The organism is Streptomyces sp. ADI95-17 (assembly GCF_003846175.1).
In the GTDB taxonomy this organism is placed as follows: Bacteria; Actinomycetota; Actinomycetes; order Streptomycetales; family Streptomycetaceae; genus Streptomyces; species Streptomyces sanglieri.
Genome location: NZ_ML123049.1, coordinates 17,436 through 42,495 on the forward strand (window position 1 = coordinate 17,436; position 25,060 = coordinate 42,495).

The following is a 25,060-nucleotide window of genomic DNA, read 5'->3' on the forward strand; positions in this document are numbered from 1 at the left end:
GCGCAAGGCGGTACGGTGGGGCGTGAAGGATGCGGCTACGCGGTCCGAGGAGGGAGCCACCGATGATTCTGCTCCGTCGCCTGCTTGGTGACGTGCTGCGTCGGCAGCGCCAGCGCCAAGGCCGTACTCTGCGCGAAGTCTCCTCGTCCGCCCGAGTCTCGCTCGGCTATCTCTCCGAGGTGGAGCGGGGGCAGAAGGAGGCATCCTCCGAACTGCTCTCCGCCATTTGCGACGCGCTTGACGTACGGATGTCCGAGCTCATGCGTGAAGTGAGCGATGAGCTGTCGCTGGCCGAACTGGCCGAGTCGGCAGCAGCCAGCGATCCGGTGCCTGTGCCGGTACGCCCAATGCTCAATTCCGTCTCCGTGACGTCGGTGGCGGGTGTGCCGACGGGACGGGTGACCATCAAGGCGCCCGCGGAAGCGGTGGATGTCGTCGCCGCCTGACCCGCGTGGTCCGGTGCGAAGCGTGTGTGTGGTGGAGCCCCGGTCGCCCCCTTGCGGGGGTGGCCGGGGCTTCTGCGTGCTCGGGGAGGCACCGGGGTTCGGGTGTTCGGGGCAGGCGGGGGCAGATGGCTCTCAAATGACCGATTTGGTTCGTTTGTGTCATCGTGGGTGATGCCGAACGGGCAGCGAAATCCCCTTACCCGAAGGAGTCGCAATGGTTGACGAAGGCGCCAAGGACAAGATCAAGGGCAAGGCGAAGGAAGCCATGGGCAAGATGACCGGCGACCGTCGCAAGGAGGCCGAAGGCAAGATGGACCAGGCCAAGGGTCGGGCCAAGGGCGCCGAGGAGCGCGCGGAGGGCATGAAGGACTCCCTGCGCCGCGACGAGCACTGACCGCTTCCACCGGGCCCCCACTCGTCGAGAACGGCGGGGGTCCGGTGGTGCCCGGCCGGCTCCCGTTCCGTTCTGGATGCGGTCCGGGCACTGCCGGGCGAGACTGCGGGGAGCGGCACACCGGCCGGCGGGATCGCGGAGCGACGCGGTCTCGGTGTGGTCTCGGCACGGCGCCGTGTGTCGCGGCGCGGTGTTTTTTGCGGCGCGGTGTGAACAAAGCGTTGTTGTGTCGCTGTGCGGTCCGGCTGCGGTGCGGTGGGGCCGCTCATTCCGGTTCTGTGCCGGAGGGCGTCCGGCCGTGGCGGGCTCCCATCCGGCGCGGCACGCCCCGGAGTTCCGGGCAAGAGCGTGCAACGGTCTGCGGCTGCGCGAAGCGCGCCGGTGGTGCGCCGATGCGCTCTCCCGCCGGGTGAGTGCGCCGCACTAGATTCGGCCGGAGGAGGCAGCCATGGTACGGCGATGGGTGCCGGCGCTCGTTCTCGGCGGAGTGTGGTGGTGGGCCGTACTGCGGCTCGCGCTGGAACCGGCCCATGCGGGGCTCGTCGAGGGTGCGGTGGCGGCGGGTGGATGGGGACTGAGTCTGCTGCCCGTACATGTGGCCGCGACGGCCGGTGCGGGCCGGAAGGACGCGAGAGCGGACGGCTCGGGGGCCGACGGCACCTGGTGGCCGGTCCTCGGGGTTCGGTGGGCGGTTCGCCGGTTCGCCGTCGGGGAGCGGTGTGCGGAGCGGCTCCGACAGGTCACGCGGGTCACCAGGGCATGGCTACGCCGCCGTTGGGGCGGAGGATCTGGCCGGTCATGAAGGCCGACGCGTCGGAAGCGAGATGAAGCACGGTGTGGGCGACGTCCTCGGGTTCGCCCACCCGCCCCAGCGGGGAGATCCGGGCCATCGTCGCCTCGACCCGGTGCTGCCGGTCCGAGTCGTGGCGGGCGGTCATGGGCGTACGGATCCAGCCCGGAGCGACGGCGTTGACACGGATCGCGTGCGGCCCCAGCTCCGTGGCCAGTGTCTTCGTCAGTTGGACGACCGCCGCCTTGGCCGCGCTGTAGCAGAGCAGCCCCGGGCCGGCGGAGTCGACCGCCCCCGAGGCCATGGTGATCAGTGAACCGGGCGTACCGCGCGCGATCATGCCGCGGGCCACTTCCTGGCAGGCGTACAGCACACCCTTGAAATTGACCGCGAGGACGCGGTCGAGATCTTCGTCCGAGGTCTCCAGGACGTTGCTCGTATGCATGATCCCGGCGACGGCCGCCAGGATGTCGAGGTCGCCCGCGGCGGCCACCGCGGCCCCGACCCGACTGCGGTCGGTGACATCGAGGACCTGGATGTGGGATGTGCCACCCGCTTCGGTGATCAGGCCCTGGGTTTCCAGCAGGCCCTTCTCGTCGAGGTCCGCGCAGTGCGTCGTGGCGCCCGCGGCGGCGAGCAGGACGGCGCAGGCCCGGCCGATGCCGCCCGCGGCGCCGGTGATGAACGCGGAGCGGCCCGTGAGGTCGTACGCGGTGAGGGGCATGACCGGACGGTACGACTGGATCTGACGGGTCGTCAACCAGTTGGCGGGCCTCAGCCGGTGGGGCCCGACTGGCAGTGCGGGCACCAGTAGGCGGGACGGGAGTCCTGGTCCGCGGCGCGGATCGGGGTGCCGCAGCGCAGACAGGGGCGGTCGGCCCTGCCGTAGACCCAGAGCCGTTCCTTCGGGCCGGGTCCGCGCGCGGACGTTCCGGTGGTCGTGCGGATGGGGCGGTCGCGGTTGGCTTCGAGCAGCTGCTTGGCCGTCGTGACCAGGCGTACGACGGTGGGGGCGGGCAGTTCGCCGACGGTGAGCCAGGGGGTGGCGCGGGCCAGGAAGCAGAGCTCGGCCTTGTAGATGTTGCCGATTCCGGCCAGGTTGCGCTGGTCCAGCAGGGCTTCGCCGAGCGGGCGGCCGGGGTCGGCGAGCAGATTGCGCAGAGCGGTGTCGGGATCCCAGTCGGGGCCCAGCAGATCGGGGCCGAGGTGACCGACCGCCTTGCTCTCGTCCCGGGTGCGGAGCAGCTCAAGGACGGGCAGCCGGTAGCCGACGGCGGTGTGCTCGGCATTGGCGAGGATCGCGCGGATCTGGTGCGTGGGGCCCCCGCGCCAGCGCTCGCCCGGGGCGTAGACGCGCCAGGCACCGTCCATCCGGAGATGGCTGTGCAGGGTGAGGCCACCCTCGACGCGGGTGAGGAGATGCTTGCCGCGCGAGACGACGTCCAGGACCGTCCGGCCGGTGAGGTCGGCGGTGGCGAACCGGGGGACGCGCAGGTCTGAGCGGGTGAGGACCTGACCGGCGAGTGCGGTGTGCAGACGTCCGGCGGTCTGCAGGACGGTGTCTCCTTCGGGCATGCCTCCATGATGCGGGTGGGGAGCGGCGCGCTGGTGGTTCAGGCGCGCAGGCGGAGCCCTCTCGGGGTCGCGAGGAAGCCGGCTGCCTCCAGCGTGCGGCCGAGCGGGGAGGTCAGGGACGGTGTGCCATTGGTGCGCTCCACCGTGACCGTGCCGAGCGCGCCTGCGCGGGCGGCCGCCGCCAGCGCCCCGGCTGCCGCGAGGAGCGCCGGGTCGTCCGGATCGGTGGGCCAGGCCAGCAGCGTCTTGCCGCCGCGCTCCATGTACATCGCCAGCTCGCCGTCGACCAGCACCACCAGGGCGCCCGCCTTGCGGCCGGGCTTGTGCCCGGCACCGTCCGGCGGCTCGGGCCAGGGCAGTGCCGCGCCGTACGCGTTGGCCGGGTCCGCCGCGGCGAGGACCAGGGCGTGGCGCGCGGCACCCGGCTCCGTACGGTCGCGGGCGGTGGACGTGGCACGCAGCCGGTCCACCGCGCCGTCCATCGCGAACTGTGCGGCCCCCAGGCCCTCGACGACATACCCGCGCCGGGCCTGCCCGTTGTCCTCGAAGGCGGACAGGACGCGGTACGTCGCGGAGAAGCCGCCTTCGACGCCCTCGGCCTGGACGGCTCCGCGGGTCACCACCCCGTGGCGGTCGAGAAGGGTGCGGGCCAGTGCGTGAGCACGGTGCGTGGGGTCGGGTTCGACGGCGGGCAGCAGGGACCAGCGGCCCGAGACGGTGGGCGGGCCGGTGCGGGACGCGGGCCGGGCGGCGGAGGTGAGCGAGCCGTAGCGCCCGCGCGGGACACTGCGTCTGGCGCGGTGGGCGGTCGACCCCGCCGTGCGGCCGGAGCCCAGCAGCGAGCGCAGCGGGGCGAGCGTGTCATTGGTGAGCCGGCCCGACCAGGCCAGCTCCCAGATGGCGTCGGCGAGTTGCGGATCGGAGCAGTCCGGATGAGTGGTGGCGCGGACCTGATCGGCGATCTGCCGGAAGAACAGTCCGTATCCGCCGCCCAGGGCGGTCAGGACGGACTCGTGCAACGAGCTGAGCTCCAGCGGGTGCGGGGGCGTGAGGAGCAGGGGTGCGCTGTCGGCGAGGTAGAGGGACAGCCAGCCGTCCTTGCCGGGGAGGGCGCCGGCGCCAGCCCAGACGACTTCGCCGGTGGTGGTCAGCTCGTCGAGCATCGCGGGGGTGTAGTCCGTGACCCGGCCCGGCAGGATCAGCTTCTCCAGCGCCGACGCCGGGACGGGTGCGCCCTGCAACTGCTCGATGGCGCGGGCCAGTCCGTCGATTCCGCGCAGGCTGTTGCTGCCCAGGTGCTGCCACTTCGGGAGGAAGCCGGCGAGGGCGGCGGGCGGGACCGGTTCCAGCTCGTGGCGGAGCGCGGCGAGCGAACGGCGGCGCAGTCTGCGCAGTACGGTGGCGTCGCACCACTCCTGGCCGATGCCGGCGGGATGGAATTCGCCCTGGACGATCCGGCCGGACGCGGCGAGCCGCTGCAGCGCCCCGTCCGTGACGGCGGTGCCGAGGCCGAAGCGGGTGGCGGCACCGGTGGAGGTGAACGGGCCGTGCGTACGGGCGTACCGGCCGAGGAGATCGCCGAGGGGGTCCTTCACCGGTTCGGTGAACGCCTCGGGGACGCCGACCGGGAGGGCGGTGCCCAGCGCGTCCCGCAGGCGGCCCGCGTCCTCGATCGCGGCCCAGTGACCGGCTCCACCGATCCGGACCCGGATGGCCCGGCGGGCCGCGGACAGCTCCGGAGCCCATGACGGTCGGGCGCCGCGCTCCGCCAACTCCTCGTCGGTGAGCGGACCGAGGACCCGGAGAAGATCGGCGACGCCCTCCACGTCCTTGATCCGGCGGTCCTCGGTCAGCCACTGGAGCTCTTGCTCCAGCTCGGTCAGGACATCCGCGTCGAGCAGCTCGCGCAGCTCCGCCTGGCCGAGGAGCTCCGCCAGGAGGTGGGAGTCGAGCGAGAGCGCGGCGGCCCGCCGCTCGGCCAGGGGGGAGTCGCCCTCGTACAGGAACTGGGCGACATAGCCGAACAGGAGCGAGCGCGCGAAGGGTGAGGGCTCCGGAGTGGTCACCTCGACCAGCCGGACCCGGCGCGCTTCGAGGTCACCCATGAGCTCCGTGAGCCCGGGTACGTCGAAGACGTCCTGGAGGCATTCGCGGACCGCTTCCAGGACGATCGGGAAGGAGCCGAACTCCGATGCGACCTGGAGGAGTTGTGCGGCGCGCTGGCGCTGCTGCCACAGCGGGGTGCGTTTGCCGGGGCTGCGGCGCGGCAGCAGCAGGGCGCGGGCCGCGCACTCGCGGAACCGGGAGGCGAACAGGGCCGAACCGCCTACCTGGTCGGTGACGATCTGTCCGATCTCGCCCTGCTCGAACGTCACGTCCGCCGCGCCGACGGGCGGTTGCTCGCTGTCGTACGAGAGGCCCGGCGGCGGCGCCGGATCCCTGGCCGGGCCGTGGCCCGGGTCCTGCGCCGGATCCTGCGCGGGGTCGAAGTCCAGGAGGTCCAGGCCCATCAGGTCGGCGTCCGGCAGCCGCAGCACGATGCCGTCGTCGGCGTGCATCACCTGGGCGTCCATGCCGTACCGCTCGGCGAGGCGGGCGCTCAGCGCCAGCGCCCACGGCGCGTGCACCTGTGCGCCGAACGGGGAATGGATTACGACCCGCCAGTCACCCAGCTCGTCACGGAACCGCTCGACGAGGACGGTCCGGTCGTCCGGCACATGGCCGCAGGCGCGGCGCTGCTCGTCGATGTACGACAGGGTGTTGTCGGCGGCCCAGGTGTCGAGACCGGCGGCGAGCAGACGGTCGCGGGCGTCTTCCTGCGACAGGCCGCCGATCTCGCGGAGGAACGCCCCCAGCGCACGCCCCAGCTCCAGCGGGCGGCCCAGCTGGTCGCCCTTCCAGAACGGCAGCCGGCCGGGAACGCCGGGGGCCGGCGACACCAGGACCCGGTCACGGGTGATGTCCTCGATCCGCCAGGACGTGGTGCCCAGCGTGAAGACATCGCCGACCCGGGACTCGTACACCATCTCCTCGTCGAGCTCGCCGACCCGGCCGCCGCCCTTCTTGGGGTCGGCGCCCGCGAGGAAGACCCCGAAGAGCCCCCGGTCGGGAATCGTGCCCCCGGAGGTGACGGCGAGCCGCTGTGCGCCGGGGCGGCCGGTGACCGTGCCGGCCACCCGGTCCCAGACCACGCGGGGGCGCAGCTCGGCGAAGGCGTCGGAGGGGTAGCGGCCGGCGAGCATGTCCAGCACGGCGGTGAACGCGGACTCGGGCAGCGAGGCGAACGGGGCGGCGCGACGGACGGTCGCCAGCAGGTCGTCCACCTGCCAGCTGTCCAGGGAGACCATGGCGACCAGCTGCTGGGCCAGCACGTCCAGCGGGTTGGACGGAACCCGGAGCGCCTCGATGGAGCCCTCCCGCATCCGCTCGGTGACCACGGCCGCCTGTACCAGATCGCCCCGGTACTTCGGGAAGACCACTCCGGTGGAGACCGCGCCGACCTGGTGCCCGGCGCGGCCGACGCGTTGCAGACCGGAGGCGACCGAGGGCGGCGACTCCACCTGGATGACCAGGTCGACGGCGCCCATGTCGATGCCCAGCTCCAGGCTGGAGGTGGCGACGACGGCCGGCAGCCGGCCCGCCTTGAGGTCCTCCTCGACCTGGGCGCGCTGTTCCTTGGAGACCGAACCGTGATGGGCGCGGGCGAGCAGAGCGGGGGCGCCCTTCGCCGCACCGGACTCGGCCATGATCTCGGCGGGGGAGTGGGACTCGGCGATCGTCTCGCCGGTGAGCCGCTCGTACGCGATCTCGTTGAGCCGGTTGCACAGCCGCTCGGCGAGGCGACGGGAATTGGCGAAGACGATGGTGGAGCGATGCTGCTGGACCAGGTCGACGATCCGCTCCTCGACATGGGGCCAGATCGACGGCTTCTCCGCCTGGCCCGCTTGGTCGGGGTCGGTGGCGGGGGAACCGCCGAGCTCGCCCAGATCCTCGACCGGCACGACCACCGACAGGTCGAACCGCTTGGTGGACGGCGGCTGGACGATCTCCACCTTGCGCCGGGGCGAGAGGAAGCGGGCCACCTCGTCGACCGGACGGACCGTCGCCGACAGACCGATCCGCCGGGCCGGCCGCGGCAGCAGCTCGTCGAGACGCTCCAGCGACACGGCGAGATGGGCGCCCCGCTTGGTGCCGGCCACGGCGTGCACCTCGTCGAGGATCACCGTCTCGACGCCGGACAGCGCCTCCCGGGTGGACGAGGTCAGCATCAGGAACAGCGATTCGGGGGTGGTGATCAGGATGTCCGGCGGCCGGGTCGCCATCGAGCGGCGCTCGGCGGGCGGGGTGTCGCCGGAGCGGATCCCCACCCGGACCTCGGGCTCGGGCAGCCCCAGGCGTACCGACTCCTGACGGATGCCGGTCAGCGGTGAGCGGAGGTTGCGCTCCACATCGACCGCGAGCGCCTTGAGGGGGGACACGTACAGCACGCGGCAGCGCTTCTTCGCCTCGGCGGGCGGTGGGACGGACGCCAGGGTGTCGAGCGCGGCGAGAAAGGCGGCGAGGGTCTTGCCGGAGCCGGTCGGCGCGACGACCAGCACGTCCGAACCCTCGCCGATGGCGCGCCAGGCGCCCTCCTGTGCGGCGGTGGGCGCACTGAAGGCACCCGCGAACCAGCCGCGGGTCGCGGGCGAGAACGAATCGAGCGCAGAGCCGGCCATGTCCCCCATCGTGCACCCCACCACTGACAACGGCCCCGACGCCGTGCACCCCGTCACTCGCGACGGCTCATGCGCCGTGCACCCCGCCCACCTGCGACGGCCGCCCGGCCGTCCCCGGCGGCCCTGTCCCGGAGCTGCGAGAATTCGTGCATGGCGGCGATACCGGAGTCGGGATCGGGGGAGTGGGCGAGGTACTGGCAGTACGCGGAACTGCCCGACCTCGATCTGCTGCGTGCCCGGTATGTGCGCCACACCTTCCCGCGCCACAGCCACGAGGGCTATGTCTTCGGCACCATCACCCGCGGGGTCGAGGACGTCGGGCTGCCGGGCGGCACCGTCCACGCCGGCCCCGGCACCGTCGTCATGATCAACCCGGAGGTGCCGCACACGGCCCGCGCAGGTGTGCCGGAGGGCTGGGTGTACGCCACGCTCTACCCGTCCTCCCAGGTGATCAACGACATCGCGGCCGACACGACGAGCCTGCGCGGCACGGTCGGATTCACCGAGACCAGCGTCGTGGACCCGTACGCGGCCCGGCTCATCGGTGAGGTCCACCGGGCGGCCGAGGAGGGCAACGCACTCGCCGCCGACACGGTGCTGCGGGTCATGGTCACGAGACTGCTGGGCCGGTACGGCAGCGCGCTGCCCGTCCGCGCGCCCCGCTCGGCGGGCGCCCGCGACGCGGCACGGGCCCGCGCGGTGCTGGAAGGCAGGATGGCGGCGCCGCCCACCCTGGAGGCACTGGCGGCGGAGCTGGGCACCAGTCCGTTCGCGCTGCTGAGAGCCTTCAAGAAGCAGTACGGGATGCCGCCGCACGCCTGGCTCACCGATGCCCGGGTGCGGGCGGCGCGCCGGATGCTCGACGCGGGGACGGCGCCCGCGGAGGCGGCCGCCGAGGTCGGCTTCACCGACCAGCCGCATCTCAACCGTCACTTCACCCGGATCGTGGGGGTGCCACCCGGCGCGTACCAGCGCGAACGTGCAAGAACGTACAAGACCGGTCCCGATCTGCCCACGTAGCGTTCCGGGCGTGGCAGAACAGACAACATTCCCAGAGGGCGTCGGCGAATCGGCCGACGCACCCCACGGCAACGCGGTCGGCCCCGGAGAGCGGCCGGCTGCGGCCGGTGCAGGACCGGACGGTGCGGAGCCGACCGGTGCGAAGCCGGACGCGGCCGTCGTACGCGATGCGCTCGGCGTCGGGATAGCCGTCGGACTCTCCGGCTTCGCCTTCGGCGTCACCTCGGCCGGTTCCGGACTGAGCCTGCTGCAGACCTGCGCGCTCAGTCTCGCCGTCTTCACCGGCGCCTCGCAGTTCGCCCTCGTCGGTGCCCTCGCCGCGGGCGGCAATCCGTACACCGCGGCCGCCGGGGCCTTCTTCCTCGGCGTACGCAACTCGTTCTACGGCCTGCGGCTGTCCCAGCTGCTGGCGCTTCCCCGGGCGCTGCGCCCCTTCGCCGCCCAGTGGGTCATCGACGAGACGACCGCCGTGACACTGCCGCAGCCCACCCGGCGGGCGGCACGGATCGGCTTCGCCGTCACCGGACTGACCCTGTATGTGCTGTGGAACCTGACCACGCTGCTGGGAGCCCTGGGCGCCGAGGCGCTCGGCGACACCGACACCTGGGGGCTGGACGCGGCATCGCCCGCGGTCTTCCTCGCCCTGCTCGCGCCGATGCTGAAGAGCACCACGGAACGCGTCACCGCCGCGCTCGCGGTCCTGCTCGCACTCGGCCTGCTGCCCGTGGTCCCCGCAGGCGTCCCGGTCCTGCTGTCGGCGCTCGCCGCACCTGCCGTCCTGTTCCTGAGCGGACGCATGAAGGGAACGGGCGGGGAAACGGCCACCAAGAAGAAGCACGCGGAGAAGCACTCGCAGACGAGTACGCAGACGAACACGGAGGAGGACCGGTGAACGTCTGGATCGCCATCGCGCTGACCGCTGTCGGCTGCTATCTCGCCAAGCTCCTCGGACTGCTGGTGCCCGCAGGCGTACTGGAGCGCCCGCTCGCCCAGCGTCTCGCCGCACTGCTGCCCGTGGCGCTCCTGGCCGCACTCACCGCGCAGCAGACGTTCGGCGACGGGCAGCACCTGGCGCTGGACGCCAGGGGCGCCGGCCTGGCCGCGGCGGCGCTCGCGCTGGTGCTGCGCGCGCCGTTCCTCGTGGTCGTGGGCGTCGCCGTGGCCGTCACCGCAGGGGTACGCGCCCTCGGTTAGATCCCGGTCAGATCCCCGCGTGGATGTGTAAGGGGCTCGGTCCACGGGACCGCGCCCCTTACCCACGTCGGTGGAGGACCGGCACCCGTGCGCCTGGAACCGGCCGGCGACCGGGCCTCAGTAGAGGCTGCGGCCGTGGGCGCGCAGTGTCAGCAGCGCCTTGAGCGTCACGATGGGCCGCCCCTCCAGGGCCGTCCCCGGGGCCCACTGCCGCCAGTCGACCGGCCAGCCGCCGTCCGGCTGCTGCTCGGCCGCGAGATGGTCGAGCGAGCGGGAGAGCTCCTCGTCGGTGAACCAGTGCCGGGCGAGCGAATCGGGCGTACGGGCGTAGTCGTACGGAAAATGCTGCTCACCCGGCGCGTATCCGGCCGCGACCGGGTACTCGGCCCGCCGCTCCGGATCCAGTACCGCGAGACGCTGATCCCGCACCAGCCGCCCGAGCCGGTCGGCCGCCGCCTCCGCCCGCGACCGGTCCGGAGCGCCGTCCAGGAAGGCGAGCGCCGCCTCGATCTCGTACGGATGCGACCTGTCCAGCGCGTCCACCGCGGCCCAGCAGAAATCGGTGGCCCGGAACAGCCAGGCGTGCCACACCCCGTTGCGATGCAGGAGCCCGACGACGGGACCGGTGGTCAACAGCTCCGCGGGAGGATCGTCGACGATCGGGATGAACGGCGCGGCGGGATAGCCGCGCTGCGTCGGCAGCAGAGCGGGCAGCGCGCCCTCCTTGGTCGACACCTCGGTGAGGAAGCGGCAGATCCGCTCCACCCGCAGCCCGTCGCAGCGCCCGATGGAGTCCAGCACATTGAGCGCGTGCGCGGTGTGCAGTGGCTGACTGACGGGGCCGCGCAGATCGGGTTCGAGCGCGTGCCCGTAGCCGCCGTCCTCGTTCAGATAGGCGGCGAGTGCGGTTTCCACGGCGTCCGCACTTCCTTCCAGGAAGTGATGAGCGAACCGCCGTTGTTCCAGGACACGGGCCGTGAGCCAAATGAACTGCTCGGCACGGTTGAGGGGACTTGTTCCGGTTCCAGCCATGGACCGACCGTAGGACGGTAAGCGCTCTCGGCAAGACGTAGCGGCCCGGCTGCACTCTCAGGAGCGGGATACTGAGGTCATGCGGTTGACGATTTTCTGGGAACGGATGGCGGACCACTTCGGAGCCGGGTATGCCGACTCCTTCGCACGCGATCATGTGATGGCCGAACTCGGCGGGCAGACGGTGCACCAGGCGCTGGCCGCCGGCTGGGAGACCAAGGACGTCTGGCGCGGTGTCTGTACCGCGGTCGGCATCCCGGCGGACAAGCGCTGACCCGAGGCCCACGGCCGTACCGCTGACGCCGGGGCCGTCGCCCACCGGCGACGTTTCCGGGCCCGCCGCGCCCCGGCGCAGGCCTCCGGTCCCTCGCGGACACACGCCGATTTCCGGTTCGTCAGCGGCCGGACCTGTGCTGTTGTCCGGGGCGGGCGGTTGCTCGCCGCGACCGTAGGCGAGACTGGAACCGTGGCACCGACAGACGAGACAGCACAGACCCAGCCGCCCCCCACACCGCCCGTCCCGCCGGCCGCGCCATCTTCCGCGCCCGTCGGCAGCGGGCTGGTGCGCATGCCCGCGTGGCTGCCGCGCGCCATGGTTCTGGCCCTGGCGCTCTATGCCTGCTTCCGGCTCGGCAGCTGGGCGTTCGACCAGCTCATCGGGCTGCTGATCAATGTGCTGATCGCGTTCTTCCTGGCGCTCGCCATCGAGCCGGCGGTGAGCCGGATGGCGGCGCGCGGTATGCGCCGGGGACTGGCCACCTTCCTGGTCTTCCTGGCGGTGCTGATCGCCGGGGTGGGCTTCGTCGTGCTGCTCGGCTCGATGCTCGCGGGCCAGATCGTCGACATGGTCGACGAGTTCCCGAAGTATCTGGACTCGGTGATCAGCTGGGTCAACAAGAGCTTCCACACCGACCTCTCCAGGGTCGAGGTCCAGGACAGCGTGCTCCATTCCGACTGGCTGCAGAAGTACGTCCAGAACAGTGCGACCGGAGTGCTCGACATCTCCACCACCGTGCTCGGCGGGCTGTTCCGCCTTCTGACGATCTTCCTGTTCTCGTTCTACTTCGCGGCCGACGGCCCCAGGCTGCGGCGCGCGCTGTGTTCCGTGCTGCCGCCCGCCCGGCAGGCGGAGGTCCTGCGGGCCTGGGAGATCGCGGTCGACAAGACCGGCGGCTACCTCTACTCGCGCGGTCTGATGGCCCTCATCTCCGGGATCGCGCACTACATCCTGCTGGTGATCCTCGGCGTTCCGTACGCGCCCGCGCTCGCTGTCTGGGTCGGGCTGGTCTCCCAGTTCATCCCCACGATCGGTACGTATCTGGCGGGCGCCCTGCCGATGCTGATCGCGTTCACCGTCGATCCCTGGTACGCCGTGTGGGTGCTCGGCTTCGTCGTGGTGTACCAGCAGTTCGAGAACTACGCGCTGCAGCCCAAGCTCACCTCCAAGACCGTCGACATCCATCCGGCGGTCGCCTTCGGATCGGTCATCGCGGGCACGGCCCTGATGGGCGCCGTGGGCGCGCTGATCGCGATCCCGGCCGTCGCCACGCTCCAGGCGTTCCTCGGCGCGTATGTGAAGCGGTACGAGGTGACGGACGACCCGCGGATGCACGGCCGGGGCCGCCGGCGCGGCGAGCCGGTGCTCACGCGGTTGCGCCGTTCCTGGCGCGCCCCCGAGGCCGAGGGCGTCGGCGGGGGCGGACAGGCCACCGCCGGGGAACCGGAGGGCCCGGCGCGCGCCTGACCGCGTCGGGCTTCGGCCCTCTTCCGGCTGTCAGCGACAGCCCGTCACGTCGGCGGGCCGGCCCGGGGCCTGGACCTCGGTGACGTATCTCCGGGCGTCGGGCCGGCCGCCGTCGAGATCGGTGAAGCCGTAGACCTTCGCCGGCTGTCCGCTCGACAGGGACCTGCGCGAACGCCATCCGGTTCACCGACGCCTTGGCCAGGTCGTAGAAGAAGGACCCCCGGTAGTGACCGGCGTTGTACTCATCGGTCCCGTCCGTCACCTCGACGACCAGCCCTCCCGATGTCCCGATCAGGAGCGGGAGCGCGTGATGGCTGGTGATCGCGTGGGTGTCCACCGCCAGGCGCAACGTGTGCAGTCCGGTGTCCAGGGAGGACTCCCGGACCGGCCTGTCCCACTCGATCCGCGCGCCCCGGATGTCGCTCACGAGGACGTGCAGACAGCCCCGCTCCCTCCGGATGCGGGCCACGAGCGCTTCGGCCTCCTCGGGCACCAGATGGTCGACCCGGACCGGGATCCCGCACCCGCCCGCCTCGTCCACGAGAGCCGCGGTCTCCTCCACGGTCTCCGGGCGGTCCATCTCCGAGCGTTCCGATCCGCCCGTCCGTCCGTCCCGTGACGTAGACGGTCGCCCCGATCGCACCCAGCTGAACGGCGATGCCACGGCCCGCACCCCGCGTCGCCCCGGCGGACAGAGCCGCTTTCTCTGTCTGCTTTGTCATCATGTAGTTGAGATTCGGCACGGCGTCGACCGCTCGATCTTGACTCTCCGGAAGTGGAATGCTAGGGCGCTACCCTGGGTGCAGATCGGCTCGGCGCGGTGCGCTTGACACCAAAATCGAACATCCATTCTCATGGGATTCCGGCCGGGTTTTCCCGGGCCCGACCGTGGAGTTGTCCACAGGCCGGGAGGACGTCGAGGCCCATTGTCAGTGGCAGGGGTTAGCGTCTTTGACGTGAAGCGATCGACTCAAGCAAATCGGGTGGAACCCATGGCAGGAACCGACCGCGAGAAGGCGCTGGACGCCGCACTCGCACAGATTGAACGGCAATTCGGCAAGGGCGCGGTGATGCGCCTCGGTGAGCGGCCGAACGAGCCCATCGAAGTCATCCCCACCGGGTCGACCGCCCTCGACGTGGCCCTCGGCGTCGGCGGTCTGCCGCGCGGCCGTGTGGTGGAGGTGTACGGACCGGAATCCTCCGGTAAGACGACGCTGACGCTGCACGCGGTGGCGAACGCGCAGAAGCTCGGCGGCTCGGTCGCCTTCATCGACGCGGAGCACGCCCTCGACCCCGAGTACGCGAAGAAGCTCGGCGTCGACATCGACAGCCTCATCCTGTCCCAGCCGGACAACGGCGAGCAGGCCCTTGAGATCGTGGACATGCTGGTCCGCTCCGGCGCCCTCGACCTGATCGTCATCGACTCCGTCGCGGCGCTCGTGCCGCGCGCGGAGATCGAGGGCGAGATGGGTGACTCGCACGTGGGTCTCCAGGCCCGTCTGATGAGCCAGGCGCTCCGCAAGATCACCAGCGCGCTCAACCAGTCCAAGACCACCGCGATCTTCATCAACCAGCTCCGCGAGAAGATCGGTGTGATGTTCGGCTCGCCGGAGACCACGACCGGTGGCCGGGCGCTCAAGTTCTACGCCTCGGTGCGCCTCGACATCCGCCGGATCGAGACGCTGAAGGACGGCACCGACGCCGTCGGCAACCGCACCCGCGTCAAGGTCGTCAAGAACAAGGTCGCGCCGCCGTTCAAGCAGGCCGAGTTCGACATCCTCTACGGCCAGGGCATCAGCCGCGAGGGCGGTCTGATCGACATGGGCGTGGAGCACGGCTTCGTCCGCAAGGCGGGCGCCTGGTACACGTACGAGGGCGACCAGCTCGGCCAGGGCAAGGAGAACGCCCGCAACTTCCTCAAGGACAACCCCGATCTCGCCAACGAGATCGAGAAGAAGATCCTGGAGAAGCTGGGTGTCGGAGTCAGGCCCGACGACAGCGCCGCCGAGTCCGGTGCGGACGCGGCGGGCGGTGCCGCGGCTCCGGCCGAGAGCGCGAAGTCGGTGCCCGCCCCGGCCGGAAAGTCCAAGCCGGCCAAGACCGCGGCGGCCAAGAGCTAGACCGTGACGCGTCGTACGGAGTGGCCGGTCGGCGCCACTGACCAGCACGCCGGACCCGGCCGCGGAAGCGCCGCCGGGCACATGGCCGGGTCCGAGGGCGCGTACGAGCCGGAGGCCGGTCCCGGCCGTGACACGGGCTCGGACGCCGGATTCGGCGAGGGGGCGGGCCGCCGTGCCCGTTCCCGCACCAGGAGCAGCGGCTCCCCTTCCTCGTCGAGGGCCGAGAAAGGGGAGCCGCGAGACCCGGTCGAGCAGGCGCGCAACATCTGTCTGCGCCTACTCACCGGGACCCCGCGCACGCGCAAGCAGCTTGCGGACGCTCTGCGCAAGCGGGAGATCCCGGACGAGGCGGCCGAAGAAGTGCTCTCGCGCTTCGAGGACGTCGGGCTGATCGACGATGCGGCGTTCGCGGACGCCTGGGTGGAGTCCCGGCATCACGGGCGCGGACTGGCCCGCCGGGCTCTCGTCCGTGAGCTGCGCACCAAGGGGGTGGACTCCGCCGTGATCGACGAGGCCGTCGGGCAGCTCGACTCGGAGCAGGAGGAGGCGACCGCCCGCGAGCTGGTCGCGCGAAAACTGCGCTCCACCCGTGGCCTGGACCGGGACAAGCGGCTGCGCCGCCTTGCGGGCATGCTCGCGCGCAAGGGGTACGGGGAGGGCATGGCCCTACGGGTCGTGCGGCAGGCGCTGGAGGAAGAGGGCGAGGACACGGAGGGTCTGGACGAGCCCTTCTGACCGGGTGCGTACGGACTTGTGCGGGGGAGCGTCGGGGGTGCGGCCGTCCATGGTCGGACTGCCTGCGGGGGAGGCGGAGTGATCACTGCCCGGCGAGGGCGGCGCGGGTGATGGTGGCGTCGATCAGGGCGAGCGCATCTGCGGCGGTGCGGCCGGGGCAGCGGTTCCAGGGCCCGATCAGCCCGGTCCAGCCCTGGGAGCGGAGTTCGGCGACGAGCCAGGCGCCGGCCCGGTCCACGGTGTCGAGGGAGCCGTAGCCCAGGCGGTGCGCGGTGAGGAGGGCACCGCAGATGCACCGTGCGCCGCGTGCGTTGCGGAGCCGGTACGGGGTGTTCTGCCAGCCCCATTCGGTCAGGATCTGCCTTGCGTAGGCGAGGTGTGTGGAGGGCCGTACCTCGGGCTGGCCGATGCGCCGCCAGGAGTGAAGCCGATCGGGGAGGACCGCGCCCAACCGCCCGGGAAGCGGCCGTTCGCGCGGCGCGGTCGCAGGCAGGGCGCGAACGGATTCGGCGATGAGCTGATCGACCGGCACGGACAGCAGGTCGCGCCAGTCGGCCGGCTGACCGCCCGGCGGCCGAACCGAGGCGCCGGGGGAGGCGGGGAGTACGGGTTCAGGGGTGGTGAGGTCCCAGCCGGCGACGATCTGCTGCCACGCCTCGGTGTCATGGAGACGAGCGGCGTGCACGTCGAACTGGTCTGGGGTGCGGGCGAGAGAGGAGGTCGGCATGGGTGCGAGATCTCCGTTACGTCGGTCCTTGGCGTTGAGGCCAATGTCCGTCGGGTACGGGGATTGCTCCACCGGGACGTGGCGTACGGGTGTGTCGGGGCGGATTCGGGGCCCCGATGAGCCGAGTGCCGGTGCAGGGATGCAGGGGTGCGTAGACCGAAAGTCCTGGACGAAAGATCTAGCGGAGGCTGACCTGCCGCACCTGCTTGGGCAGTTCGGCGCGGTACGGGACCAGCCCCATCCGCCGTTGGCGCACGATGGCGGACACCTGGAGCGTTGCCTGCGCGAGCTGCCCTGCCGGTATCCGCACCACCATCGAGATCCGCTCGTCTCCCACGAGAGGCCAGATAGGTCGAGGCGGCCACTACGTAGCGTGTGGCGGAGGACCGGCGACCCTCGTTCGCATGTTCGGTCAGGGCCTGGAGTGCGGATCGGTTGCCGCCGCTGTGGCGCGAGGCGTGCGCGATCAGGTGGAGTACGGTCTCGGAACGGCGCTGATCGGACCAGTTCTCCTCGTCGGCCTGGGCCGTCATCGCCCGGTACGACTCCGTGACGTCGAACGGACCGGCCGGGCATTCCATCCGGTCCTGCGGCAGTGCGTGGAGCGCGGCGGTCATCAGCAGCCTGCGCAGGTCGGCATCGGGCCTGCCGGCGGACTCCTCGGGCAGGGCATCGATCAGTTGCCGGATCAGATTCCGGCGTCCCGTTGCGAGAGCGAGGTTGAGGGCCGCCGTGACCATCTCGGTCTTGCGCCTTCGTCCTTCGGCGCTCGTGGCCGATCCGGTGGGGACCGGTAGCAGTTCCTCGATGGTCTCGGGGACCAGCGCCTCGTCGAACAACGCGAGCATGTGCAGCAATTGAATGGAGCGTACCGGCTCGTCGGCCGGCTTGATGAGGTCGTACGCCTCGCGGACCCATGGCAGGCAGCGGGGATCGGGCCCGTTGGGGTGAGACGTGTCGAGTACTGCCTCGACCCGGGCCCGTGAGAACAGGACGCAACCCCGGAGATGGCCGGTGGCCAGCGACTGTGCCTCCTTCAGCAGACGCGCCGCCTCCTTGAAGGGGCCGAGCGGATCGGGCATCGGGGTGAAGGCGTCCGGCTGGGTCTGGTCGGCATGGAACTCGATGCGCCGATTGACCCGGTAATCCCCTTCGGCGGCCCGCGACCTCAACTCCTGCGCACCGACCAGCGGGTGGGCCAGGGTGTCGACCAGGGCCAAGTAGGGCGCTGTGCGCGCGTCGGCCGCGTCGAGCAGCGCCCGCGCGAGTGTCTGGGCGAGCGCCTGTCGCGCCACCTCGTCGTCGGAGCCGACGTCCTGCTGGAGGCCGCGCAGCAGCTCCGTCCTCTCGTCGGCGCCGGCACAGAGCTCCTCGTAGAGACGGCCGTTGGGGAATTCGTCCAGCGCCAGCAGGCCCACCGTGCGGTGGAGGCGGCCGACGGCCCACCACACAGAACCGGGATCGGTGCCCCAACGGCGACGGGCGGTGTCGAGCAGCAGCCGGGCGAGCACGATCATCTGCCCGGCTTCGCCGCCCGAGGCGAGATTCATCGCGCTCGCCGCAGTGGACAGCACCACCGAAGGGTCCAGGGACCAGGCCGGGTCGGACGCCCTATCCACGGCCGCTCCGGGAGACAGTCTTTTCGCCGCCACCAGGGAGGCGAGGTGGGACAGCACCCGGTTCTGCTCCAGCAGCTCCCTGTGGTGGGGTCGGATACGTCGAGTGTGCGGCGGTTCTCGGTGACCAGAGGTGATGGCGGGTCAGCCGAGACTGTGGTCAGCCGCCCGTGGAGGTGCATCGCGTTGGCCATCACAGCGCGCCACCGCTCCGACTCCTCGGCAGTGCAATGGTCCACGGCCGTACGCAGCATGCGGATGCTCTCGCCCAACGCCTCAAGGTCCGAGGCGAGGTGAGCCCGGTACGCGAGAGTGTGCCCGAGCCTGCCGGCTGCTTCGACGATTCCGCCCGGCGCCTCAGCGGTCCGCGAGACCTCGGTGAACGCTGTCCGGAGTACGGCGACGGCGTCGTCGACGTCCTTGAGGTCCTCGGAGTGGTCGAACTTGGCGATGAGAGTCTCGCCCGCCTGCATCCGGTAGGCACCACGCCGCGGATCGTCCTCCGCATGCCCTTCCGCCGCCTCGGAGAAGAGGGCGGCCGCCGTGTCGTACGCGGCCGCCGAGACCGCCACCTCGGCGCGGGCCCGCCAGGCCGTACCGAGCGCGTACCGCAGCACCGGCAGGGCATCGGCCGCCTCCCGCAGCGCCTCGTCGAGCGCCGTCAGGTACGCGATCACCTGGTCGATCGACTTCAGGTCCTGGCCTTCCACCGCTCGCAGGACTTCGTCCATGCACCGTTGCAGGAGTTCAGACAGTCCGACCTTCATATGCTCTCTCCCCCGAGTCCGCCGCCCACGCGGTGATCCAGCCCAGGCACGGACGGGCGACGCTCGGCATGATGCTCGGTGAGACCGGGAACGCACGCGCGAAGTTCACCGTCGCCGTCCCGACGCCCGCCGACAAGGACCCGATCGCACCGGTCGAGGCGATGATGCGGACCCTGTGGGACGGGCAGACCTCCCGGCACGGGAACCAGGGCGGCACCGTGTCGGAGAGTCTCGACTCCGCACGGGCCGGAGTGCACTTCGCGGCTGCGCTTGTGCAGTGGTTCACCTCGGGGGCCGTGGCGCGCAACCCTTGAACGGGTGACCGGGCCGGGCCGGGGCGCGGCCGGCGCCGTTCGGATGGCGTCGGCCCGGTGAATGGCCGGGTGGGCCGCCGTCCTGGCTGACCGCCCGTCCCGGGGGCCCGCCCGTCCCGGGGGCCCGCCCGTCCCGGGGGCCCGCCCGTCCCGGGCCCCACCGGTCACACCTCGACCGGCAGCCCTGCGGCGCGCCACGCCTGGAAGCCGCCGATCAGGTCGGTCGCCCGGTGCAGGCCCAGCTGTCGCAGGGATGCCACGGCGAGGCTCGATGCGTAGCCCTCGTTGCAGATCACCACGATCCGGAGATCGTGGCTCACCGCCTGTGGGGCTCGATGGCTTCCTCGCGGGTCGAGGCGCCACTCCAGTTCATTGCGCTCGACGACCAGCGCCCCCGGAATCAGCCCGTCCCGTTCCCGTAGCTCCGCATAGCGGATGTCCACGAGGAGTGCGCCGTCCGCGGCGGCGGCGGATGTCTCCTGCGGGCCGACCCGGACGTAGCCCGCCCGGACCTGTTCCAGCAGCTCATCGATCCCGATCCCGATCCCGGACCCGGCTCCGGCCGGCTCCATGTCGCCCCGGTGGCTGTCGCTCACTGCCAGTCCTCCGGCCGTTCGACCTGCTCAAGGCGGAGCAGCGCGCCGTTGCGGCTGTAGCGCCGGATCCGGGGCAGCGGCGGGTAGTACGCGTGGACGGAGACGGCATGCTCGGTGTCCGACTCGTTCAGCACCTCGTGGACGTGATGGCGGCCGAACGCCCTGCCCTGGCCGGTGGCCAACTCGCGGGAACGGTCGATGCCCTCGGTGAGTTCGAGGGTCTTCCAGCCGTCGGTGGGCAGCCGGGCGGCGAGCGACAGCTCCTTGAGCGTGCCGGCCGCGGTGGTGAAGGCGCCGACCGAGTCGGCGTGGTCGTGCCAGCCCGTACCGGTGCCCGGCGGCCAGCCGATCAGCCATGCCTCGCTGCCGCCGGGCCCTTCGAGCTGGACCCAGGTACGGCCCTCGGGATCGAGGGGGAGCGAGGCGACGATCTCGGCGTCGGAGGCGACGCGGCGGACGAAGTCGAGCAGCTCCGCGGCCGTCGGACCGGAGGCGTCATCGGCGGCGGAGGACATGCGTACAGAGGGTGACGAAGGGGCAGACACAGAGACCGTCCTGAGGGTTCGCGCGGACGCCCGCCCGTACGGCAGCAGCGCGCACGGCAGGGCAGGAAAAGGCGATTCAGCAGGACGGCCGACACACGCAGCCCGCATAGCGGACGAGGTCCATATGGACCCTCCGCCACAGGCGCACATCGGTGTCGGTCACGTTCCGGAGTACACCATCTACGTCCGCATCGGTCAATTGATGCCCGCAGTCTGGTCGGAACGCACGGCGGCGCGCACCGCTCCGCCACGTACCGCGTCCGCCGCCGCGAAGAGGTCCCGGGGCTGCACCCCGCCGAACGACGCCACGAGATGACCGTCCGGCCTGACCAGCAGGACGGTGTGGGCCGACGCTCCCGGGTAGCTCTCGGTCACCAGTAGCTCACCCTTCATCGGCAGGGCGTCGACGGCCGCGGCGAGGCGGGGCATGACACCGGCGGTCATCCAGTGACGCCGGTCCCAGACCCCGGTCCCGGGCGCCACCAGGACCACCAGAAGATGCCCCTGCCCCAGCCGTTCCCGGAGCCGTACGGTCGTGCCGTCGGGGGCCGTCACCCGCACATCGGCCACCGGCGCACCGGGGGGCGTACCGACAGATGTGTGCGCCTCGGCGCGTGGGGGCGCAAGGGGCGAATGCGAGTACGAGGGGGGCGCACCGAGGGGGCCACAGCCCAGATGTCCGTCGGCGAGCAGCGAATCGTGCTCCCGTGCGCTCCCCGGTACCAGCGTCCGCAGCCCTCCGCCGCCACGCAGTATCGGCAGCGACTGGTCCGCGGCGCGCAGCCGCGCGGCGACCGCGGCCCGGCGCTCGGCCTGGTAGCTGTCGAGCAGTACGTCGGAGGTGCCGTGGTGCCAGTCCTGGGCCAGCTTCCAGGCCAGGTTCTCGGCGTCCCGCAGCCCCTCGTCGAGCCCCTGGGTGCCCAGTGCGCCCAGCAGATGGGCGGCGTCGCCGGCCAGGAAGGCCCGGTCGACCCGCCAGCGCAGGGCGAGCCGGTGGTGCAGCGTGTACACGCCCGTGTCCAGCAGTTCGTACGGAGGCGTCTCCCCGCACCAGCCCGCCAGGGTGTCCCGGACCCGGGTGATCAGCGCGTCCGGGGTGACGAGCTCACCGCGCGGCGGCGGCAGCAGCCAGTCCAGCCGCCAGACACCGTCCGGCAGTGGCCGCGCCGTGACCTCGGCACCGCCGGTGCGCCACGGCGGCAGCCGGTGCAGCACGGCCTGTCCGGGCCAGGGCAGCTCGGTGCGCAGCGCCGCGACGGCATGCCGCTCCACCGCCGTACGCCCGGGGAACCGGACGTCGAGCAGTTTGCGCACGGTGGACCTGGCGCCGTCGCAGCCCACCAGGTAACTCCCGCGCCACCAGGTCGCGTTCGGCTCCCTGGTGTGCACGGTGACGCCGGTGGCGTCCTGCTCCAGGGTGTCGATCCGGCTGTACGGGGCCACCCGTACCAGCTCCTGCGCGGCCACCGCGCCCCTCAGCTCCCGCGTCAGGACGTGCTGCGGCAGATGGATGGGCGCCGGCAACGCATCGCCCTCGGCCGAGTCCTCGCCGAGCGGCAGCTCACGCACCAGCTGCTTGCGCCGCATCGACCGCCACCCGGCCCACCGCACCCCCTCGTGCCGCAGCGCCTTGCAGCCCAGCCGTTCCACCAGGGCCGCGGTGTCCTCGCGCAGCACCACGGTGCGGGCGGGGCGTGTCTCGTCCTTGCCCGGGTCCTCGTCGAGCAGGACGGAGGGCACCCCTTGCGCCGCGAGGGCGAGCGACAGCGCCAGGCCGACCGGCCCGGCACCGACGACGATCACCGGGTCCACGGCACGACTCCTGAGATCCGTGCAGATCCTGAGATCCGTTCGGACGACGCGGACGCGAGAGGCGAGCGGCTCGAAAGACGGACGGCGGGTTGAGGAGGCGTGGCGGCGGAGAGGACAGGGGGCGCGATCACAGAACGTATGCAACCTACTGCCGGTGCCCGCGTCAAGCGACACCGGAAGGCGGCGAGGGGCGGTGGCAGATCTGCCACCACCCCTCGGGACCGCAATGCGACGAACCGTCAGACGGCGCGCCCGTCGTCGACGACGAGCGACGGCGTACCGATCGTCTCCGGTGCGCCCCCGGCGGCGGTGCCCTTGCTCTTCTTGTTGCGGCGGAGCCAGCGCTCCAGCCGGCTCGCGAACGTGGTGAGCGCGAAGTTCACGACGATGTAGATCAGGGCCACGATGGTGAAGCACGCGATGGTGTTGGCACCGTAGTTCGCGCTCATGGGGCGGACCGATGCCAGCAGCTCGGGGAAGGTCATCATGGCGCCGCCGAGCGCGGTGTCCTTCACGATGACGACGAGCTGACTGACGATCGCGGGCAGCATGGCCGTCACCGCCTGCGGCAGCAGCACGGACAGCATGATCTGGCTCTTGCGCATGCCGAGCGCCTTGGCGGCCTCCGCCTGGCCCTTGGGCAAGGTCTCGATTCCGGCCCGCACGATCTCGGCGAGGACCGAGAAGTTGTACAGCACCAGTCCGGTCACCACGGCGTACAGCGGACGCATATCGGTGTCGATGGTGGTGTACTCCGCGTACACCGCGTTCGCGGTGATCATCAGGATCAGCACCGGGACGGCGCGGAAGAGTTCCACGACGAAACCGGCCGGCATCCGTACCCAGCGGTGGTCCGAGAGCCTGCCGATACCGAACAGGGCGCCCAACGGCAGCGCGATGATCAGGGCGAAGAACGCCGCCTTGATCATGTTCTGGAAGCCCGGCCAGATGTACGTCTCCCACGGCTGGGAACTGGTGAAGAAGGGCTCCCACTTGATCCAGTCGAGCTGGTGCTTCTCGGCCAAGCCGTCATACACCCACCACACCACCGCCGCGGCACCCAGGACGAACAGCACCGTGTAGAGGATGTTGCGCTGCTTGGCGCGGGGGCCCTGGGCGTCGTAGAGGACGGAACTCATCGCTTCACCGCCACCTTCTTGCTCACCCAGCCGAGGATCAGGCCGGTCGGGAGGGTCAGAACGACGAAGCCGAAAGCGAAGACCAGCGCGATCAGGATCAGCTGGGCCTCGGCCTCGATCATGTCCTTCATCAGGTAGGAGGCTTCGATGACACCGATCGCGGAGGCGACCGTGGTGTTCTTCGTCAGCGCGATCAGCACGTTGGACAACGGGTTGACCACCGCACGGAACGCCTGAGGAAGGATGATCAGCCGCAGCACCTGCGTGAAGCTCAGCCCGAGTGCGCGCGCCGCTTCGGCCTGGCCGATCGGCACCGTGTTGATGCCGGAGCGCAGCGCCTCGCAGACGAAGGCGGCCGTGTAGGCGACCAGGGCGAGTACGGCCAGCCGGAAGTTGATGTCTTCGATGACATCGGCGCCGAGCGAGATGGTCAGCGTCTGGTTCAGACCCAGCGACGAGAACACGATGATCACGGTCAGTGGAATGTTCCGGATCACGTTCACGTACGCGGTGGCGAAGCCACGCATCAGGGGGACCGGGCTGACCTTCATGCCGGCCAGCAGCGTTCCCCATATGAGGGAGCCGAGAGCGGAGTAGACGGTGAGCTGCACCGTCACCCAGAAGGCCCCCAGCAGGTCGTAACCTTCAAGAAAGTCGAACACGATCTCCCGCGCTTCCGCGTGTAGGAGGGCACGGCGCGCCGCCGCTCACGGACGGCGCGCCCGGTCAGCCCTGCTTCACTTGACGATGTTGCCGATCTTCGGGGCAACCTCGTTCTTGTAGTTGGCCGGGCCGAAGTTGTCCTTCACGGCCTTGTCCCAGGAACCGTCCGAGACCATCTTGGTGAGCGCGTCGTCGATCTTCTTCTTGAGGTCGGCGTCGCCCTTCTTCAGACCGATGCCGTAGTTCTCGTTGGTCATCTTGAAGCCGGCCAGCTTGAACTTGCCCTGGAAGTTCTGCTGCGAGGCGAAGCCCGCCAGGATGCTGTCATCGGTGGTCAGCGCGTCGATGGCCTTGTTCTCCAGGCCGGTCAGGCACTCCGAGTAGCCGCCGTAGGTCTGGAGCTGCGCCTTCGGGGCCAGCTTGTCTTTGACGTTCTTCGCCGAGGTCGAGCCGGCGACCGAACAGAGCTTCTTGTTGTTCAGGTCGGCCGGCGACTTGATCGACTTGTCGTCGGCGCGGACCAGGATGTCCTGGTGCGCCAGCAGGTACGGACCGGCGAAGTCGACCTTCTGCAGGCGCTCGTCGTTGATCGAGTAGGAGGCGGCGATGAACTTCACGTCACCGCGCTCGATCGCCGTCTCGCGGTCGGCGCTCTTGGTCTCCTTGAAGACGATGTCCTTGGCGTCGTAGCCGAGCTCCTTGGCCACGTACGTGGCGACATCGACGTCGAAGCCGGTGTACTTGCCGTCGGGGGTCTTCAGACCGATGCCCGGCTGGTCGATCTTGATGCCGATCGTGATCTTCTTGCCGTCGCCCGAGCCGCCGTCGTCCTTGTTGGAGCCACAGGCGGTGGCGGTGATGGCGAGTGCGAGCACGGCGGCCGAGGCGGCGGTGACCTTACGAAGCTGCATGGTGGTTTTCCCTAGAGTTGACGCGATGTGAGTGATCAGCCGGTCCGGGGCCCGGAGGCGCAGGATCAATCAGTGGTGAAGGATCTTCGACAGGAAGTCCTTGGCCCGGTCACTGCGCGGGTTGCTGAAGAACTGGTCGGGCGTGGCCTCTTCGACGATCTTTCCGTCCGCCATGAAGACGACCCGGTTCGCGGCCGAGCGC

Annotated in this window: 24 protein-coding genes and 2 pseudogenes; 11 read left to right on the forward strand and 15 right to left on the reverse strand. The window is 71.0% G+C overall.

From position 1 onward, the window contains the following. The first annotated feature begins 62 nt into the window (after positions 1 to 62). Both EES42_RS27060 and EES42_RS27065 read left to right on the forward strand, forming a co-directional pair. On the forward strand, positions 63 to 446 hold the full coding sequence (locus EES42_RS27060; protein WP_018105285.1) for a helix-turn-helix domain-containing protein: 384 nt from the start codon (positions 63 to 65) through the stop codon (positions 444 to 446). A gap of 214 nt (positions 447 to 660) precedes the next feature. Continuing rightward, the gene (locus tag EES42_RS27065; RefSeq protein WP_124720915.1) at positions 661 to 840 is read left to right on the forward strand and encodes a CsbD family protein; all 180 of its coding nucleotides are present in this window, start codon (positions 661 to 663) and stop codon (positions 838 to 840) included. A 749-nt stretch (positions 841 to 1,589) separates the two neighbouring features. Here the strand turns inward: EES42_RS27065 and EES42_RS27075 are convergent. From EES42_RS27075 to EES42_RS27085, 3 genes are read right to left on the reverse strand one after another with little or no spacing between them, the layout of a single operon-like run. After that, complete coding sequence (locus EES42_RS27075) at positions 1,590 to 2,354, reverse strand: SDR family NAD(P)-dependent oxidoreductase (RefSeq protein WP_124720917.1); 765 nt, start codon at positions 2,352 to 2,354, stop codon at positions 1,590 to 1,592. Between the two features lie 50 nt (positions 2,355 to 2,404). Then, on the reverse strand, positions 2,405 to 3,205 hold the full coding sequence (locus EES42_RS27080) for a DNA-formamidopyrimidine glycosylase family protein (RefSeq protein WP_124720918.1): 801 nt from the start codon (positions 3,203 to 3,205) through the stop codon (positions 2,405 to 2,407). 38 nt (positions 3,206 to 3,243) lie between these two features. Then, positions 3,244 to 7,923: an Lhr family ATP-dependent helicase gene (locus EES42_RS27085; RefSeq protein WP_124720919.1), complete on the reverse strand. Its 4,680-nt coding sequence runs from the start codon at positions 7,921 to 7,923 to the stop codon at positions 3,244 to 3,246. A gap of 150 nt (positions 7,924 to 8,073) precedes the next feature. Between EES42_RS27085 and EES42_RS27090 the strand changes: the two genes are divergently transcribed. The 3 genes from EES42_RS27090 to EES42_RS27100 are packed head-to-tail and all read left to right on the forward strand — an operon-like array spanning position 8,074 to position 10,137. Further along, positions 8,074 to 8,943 (forward strand): AraC family transcriptional regulator, encoded by an 870-nt coding sequence (locus EES42_RS27090; protein ID WP_124720920.1) that lies wholly within the window; start codon positions 8,074 to 8,076, stop codon positions 8,941 to 8,943. A 10-nt stretch (positions 8,944 to 8,953) separates the two neighbouring features. Then, positions 8,954 to 9,835 (forward strand): AzlC family ABC transporter permease, encoded by an 882-nt coding sequence (locus EES42_RS27095; protein WP_241196616.1) that lies wholly within the window; start codon positions 8,954 to 8,956, stop codon positions 9,833 to 9,835. After that, complete coding sequence (locus tag EES42_RS27100) at positions 9,832 to 10,137, forward strand: AzlD domain-containing protein (protein ID WP_124720921.1); 306 nt, start codon at positions 9,832 to 9,834, stop codon at positions 10,135 to 10,137. The genes EES42_RS27095 and EES42_RS27100 overlap by 4 nt, the downstream gene beginning before the upstream one ends. Positions 10,138 to 10,254: 117 nt before the next feature. Here EES42_RS27100 and EES42_RS27105 read toward each other — a convergent pair whose 3' ends face one another. After that, positions 10,255 to 11,169 (reverse strand): hypothetical protein, encoded by a 915-nt coding sequence (locus tag EES42_RS27105; protein ID WP_124720922.1) that lies wholly within the window; start codon positions 11,167 to 11,169, stop codon positions 10,255 to 10,257. A 79-nt stretch (positions 11,170 to 11,248) separates the two neighbouring features. Between EES42_RS27105 and EES42_RS27110 the strand changes: the two genes are divergently transcribed. Together EES42_RS27110 and EES42_RS27115 are read left to right on the forward strand one after the other, a co-directional pair. Next, on the forward strand, positions 11,249 to 11,443 hold the full coding sequence (locus EES42_RS27110; RefSeq protein WP_114247022.1) for a DUF3046 domain-containing protein: 195 nt from the start codon (positions 11,249 to 11,251) through the stop codon (positions 11,441 to 11,443). A 294-nt stretch (positions 11,444 to 11,737) separates the two neighbouring features. Further along, positions 11,738 to 12,913, forward strand: a complete 1,176-nt coding sequence (locus EES42_RS27115) for an AI-2E family transporter (protein ID WP_241196671.1) — start codon at positions 11,738 to 11,740, stop codon at positions 12,911 to 12,913. Between the two features lie 30 nt (positions 12,914 to 12,943). Here the strand turns inward: EES42_RS27115 and EES42_RS46410 are convergent. Beyond that, a pseudogene (locus EES42_RS46410) lies at positions 12,944 to 13,635 on the reverse strand (SDR family NAD(P)-dependent oxidoreductase). 270 nt (positions 13,636 to 13,905) lie between these two features. Between EES42_RS46410 and recA the strand changes: the two are divergent. Beyond that, complete coding sequence (gene recA / locus EES42_RS27125) at positions 13,906 to 15,033, forward strand: recombinase RecA (RefSeq protein WP_124720923.1); 1,128 nt, start codon at positions 13,906 to 13,908, stop codon at positions 15,031 to 15,033. 81 nt (positions 15,034 to 15,114) lie between these two features. After that, positions 15,115 to 15,768 (forward strand): recombination regulator RecX, encoded by a 654-nt coding sequence (gene recX, locus EES42_RS27130; protein WP_124721524.1) that lies wholly within the window; start codon positions 15,115 to 15,117, stop codon positions 15,766 to 15,768. Positions 15,769 to 15,850: 82 nt separating this feature from the next. On the opposite strand, the gene EES42_RS27135 is transcribed toward recX, so the two are convergent. After that, on the reverse strand, positions 15,851 to 16,495 hold the full coding sequence (locus EES42_RS27135) for a DUF6197 family protein (RefSeq protein WP_124720924.1): 645 nt from the start codon (positions 16,493 to 16,495) through the stop codon (positions 15,851 to 15,853). A gap of 178 nt (positions 16,496 to 16,673) precedes the next feature. After that, a complete protein-coding gene (locus EES42_RS44915; protein WP_164495332.1) occupies positions 16,674 to 16,832 on the reverse strand; it encodes a hypothetical protein in 159 nt (52 codons plus the stop codon). A gap of 67 nt (positions 16,833 to 16,899) precedes the next feature. On the opposite strand from EES42_RS44915, the gene EES42_RS27140 reads away from it, so the two are divergent. Further along, positions 16,900 to 17,292, forward strand: a complete 393-nt coding sequence (locus tag EES42_RS27140; RefSeq protein WP_124720925.1) for a hypothetical protein — start codon at positions 16,900 to 16,902, stop codon at positions 17,290 to 17,292. A gap of 749 nt (positions 17,293 to 18,041) precedes the next feature. Here EES42_RS27140 and EES42_RS27145 read toward each other — a convergent pair. Beyond that, complete coding sequence (locus EES42_RS27145) at positions 18,042 to 18,878, reverse strand: hypothetical protein (RefSeq protein WP_124720926.1); 837 nt, start codon at positions 18,876 to 18,878, stop codon at positions 18,042 to 18,044. A 32-nt stretch (positions 18,879 to 18,910) separates the two neighbouring features. On the opposite strand from EES42_RS27145, the gene EES42_RS44920 reads away from it, so the two are divergent. After that, the gene (locus tag EES42_RS44920) at positions 18,911 to 19,192 is read left to right on the forward strand and encodes a hypothetical protein (protein ID WP_164495330.1); all 282 of its coding nucleotides are present in this window, start codon (positions 18,911 to 18,913) and stop codon (positions 19,190 to 19,192) included. A gap of 164 nt (positions 19,193 to 19,356) precedes the next feature. Here the strand turns inward: EES42_RS44920 and EES42_RS27150 are convergent, their stop codons facing one another. The 7 genes and pseudogenes from EES42_RS27150 to EES42_RS46415 form a co-directional block, all read right to left on the reverse strand. Continuing rightward, complete coding sequence (locus EES42_RS27150; protein WP_124721525.1) at positions 19,357 to 19,764, reverse strand: rhodanese-like domain-containing protein; 408 nt, start codon at positions 19,762 to 19,764, stop codon at positions 19,357 to 19,359. Between the two features lie 20 nt (positions 19,765 to 19,784). After that, on the reverse strand, positions 19,785 to 20,303 hold the full coding sequence (locus EES42_RS27155; protein WP_124720927.1) for a cupin domain-containing protein: 519 nt from the start codon (positions 20,301 to 20,303) through the stop codon (positions 19,785 to 19,787). A 225-nt stretch (positions 20,304 to 20,528) separates the two neighbouring features. Further along, the gene (locus EES42_RS27160; protein WP_124720928.1) at positions 20,529 to 22,145 is read right to left on the reverse strand and encodes an FAD-dependent monooxygenase; all 1,617 of its coding nucleotides are present in this window, start codon (positions 22,143 to 22,145) and stop codon (positions 20,529 to 20,531) included. 239 nt (positions 22,146 to 22,384) lie between these two features. Then, on the reverse strand, positions 22,385 to 23,284 hold the full coding sequence (locus EES42_RS27165) for an amino acid ABC transporter permease (protein ID WP_124720929.1): 900 nt from the start codon (positions 23,282 to 23,284) through the stop codon (positions 22,385 to 22,387). Then, positions 23,281 to 23,946 carry an amino acid ABC transporter permease gene (locus EES42_RS27170; protein ID WP_124720930.1) on the reverse strand — a complete coding sequence of 222 codons (666 nt, stop codon included), beginning with the start codon at positions 23,944 to 23,946 and terminating at the stop codon, positions 23,281 to 23,283. The genes EES42_RS27165 and EES42_RS27170 overlap by 4 nt, the downstream gene beginning before the upstream one ends. Before the next feature lie 75 nt (positions 23,947 to 24,021). Then, positions 24,022 to 24,858: a glutamate ABC transporter substrate-binding protein gene (locus EES42_RS27175; protein ID WP_124720931.1), complete on the reverse strand. Its 837-nt coding sequence runs from the start codon at positions 24,856 to 24,858 to the stop codon at positions 24,022 to 24,024. 69 nt (positions 24,859 to 24,927) lie between these two features. After that, positions 24,928 to 25,060, reverse strand: a pseudogene (locus tag EES42_RS46415) (amino acid ABC transporter ATP-binding protein); the annotation flags it as partial.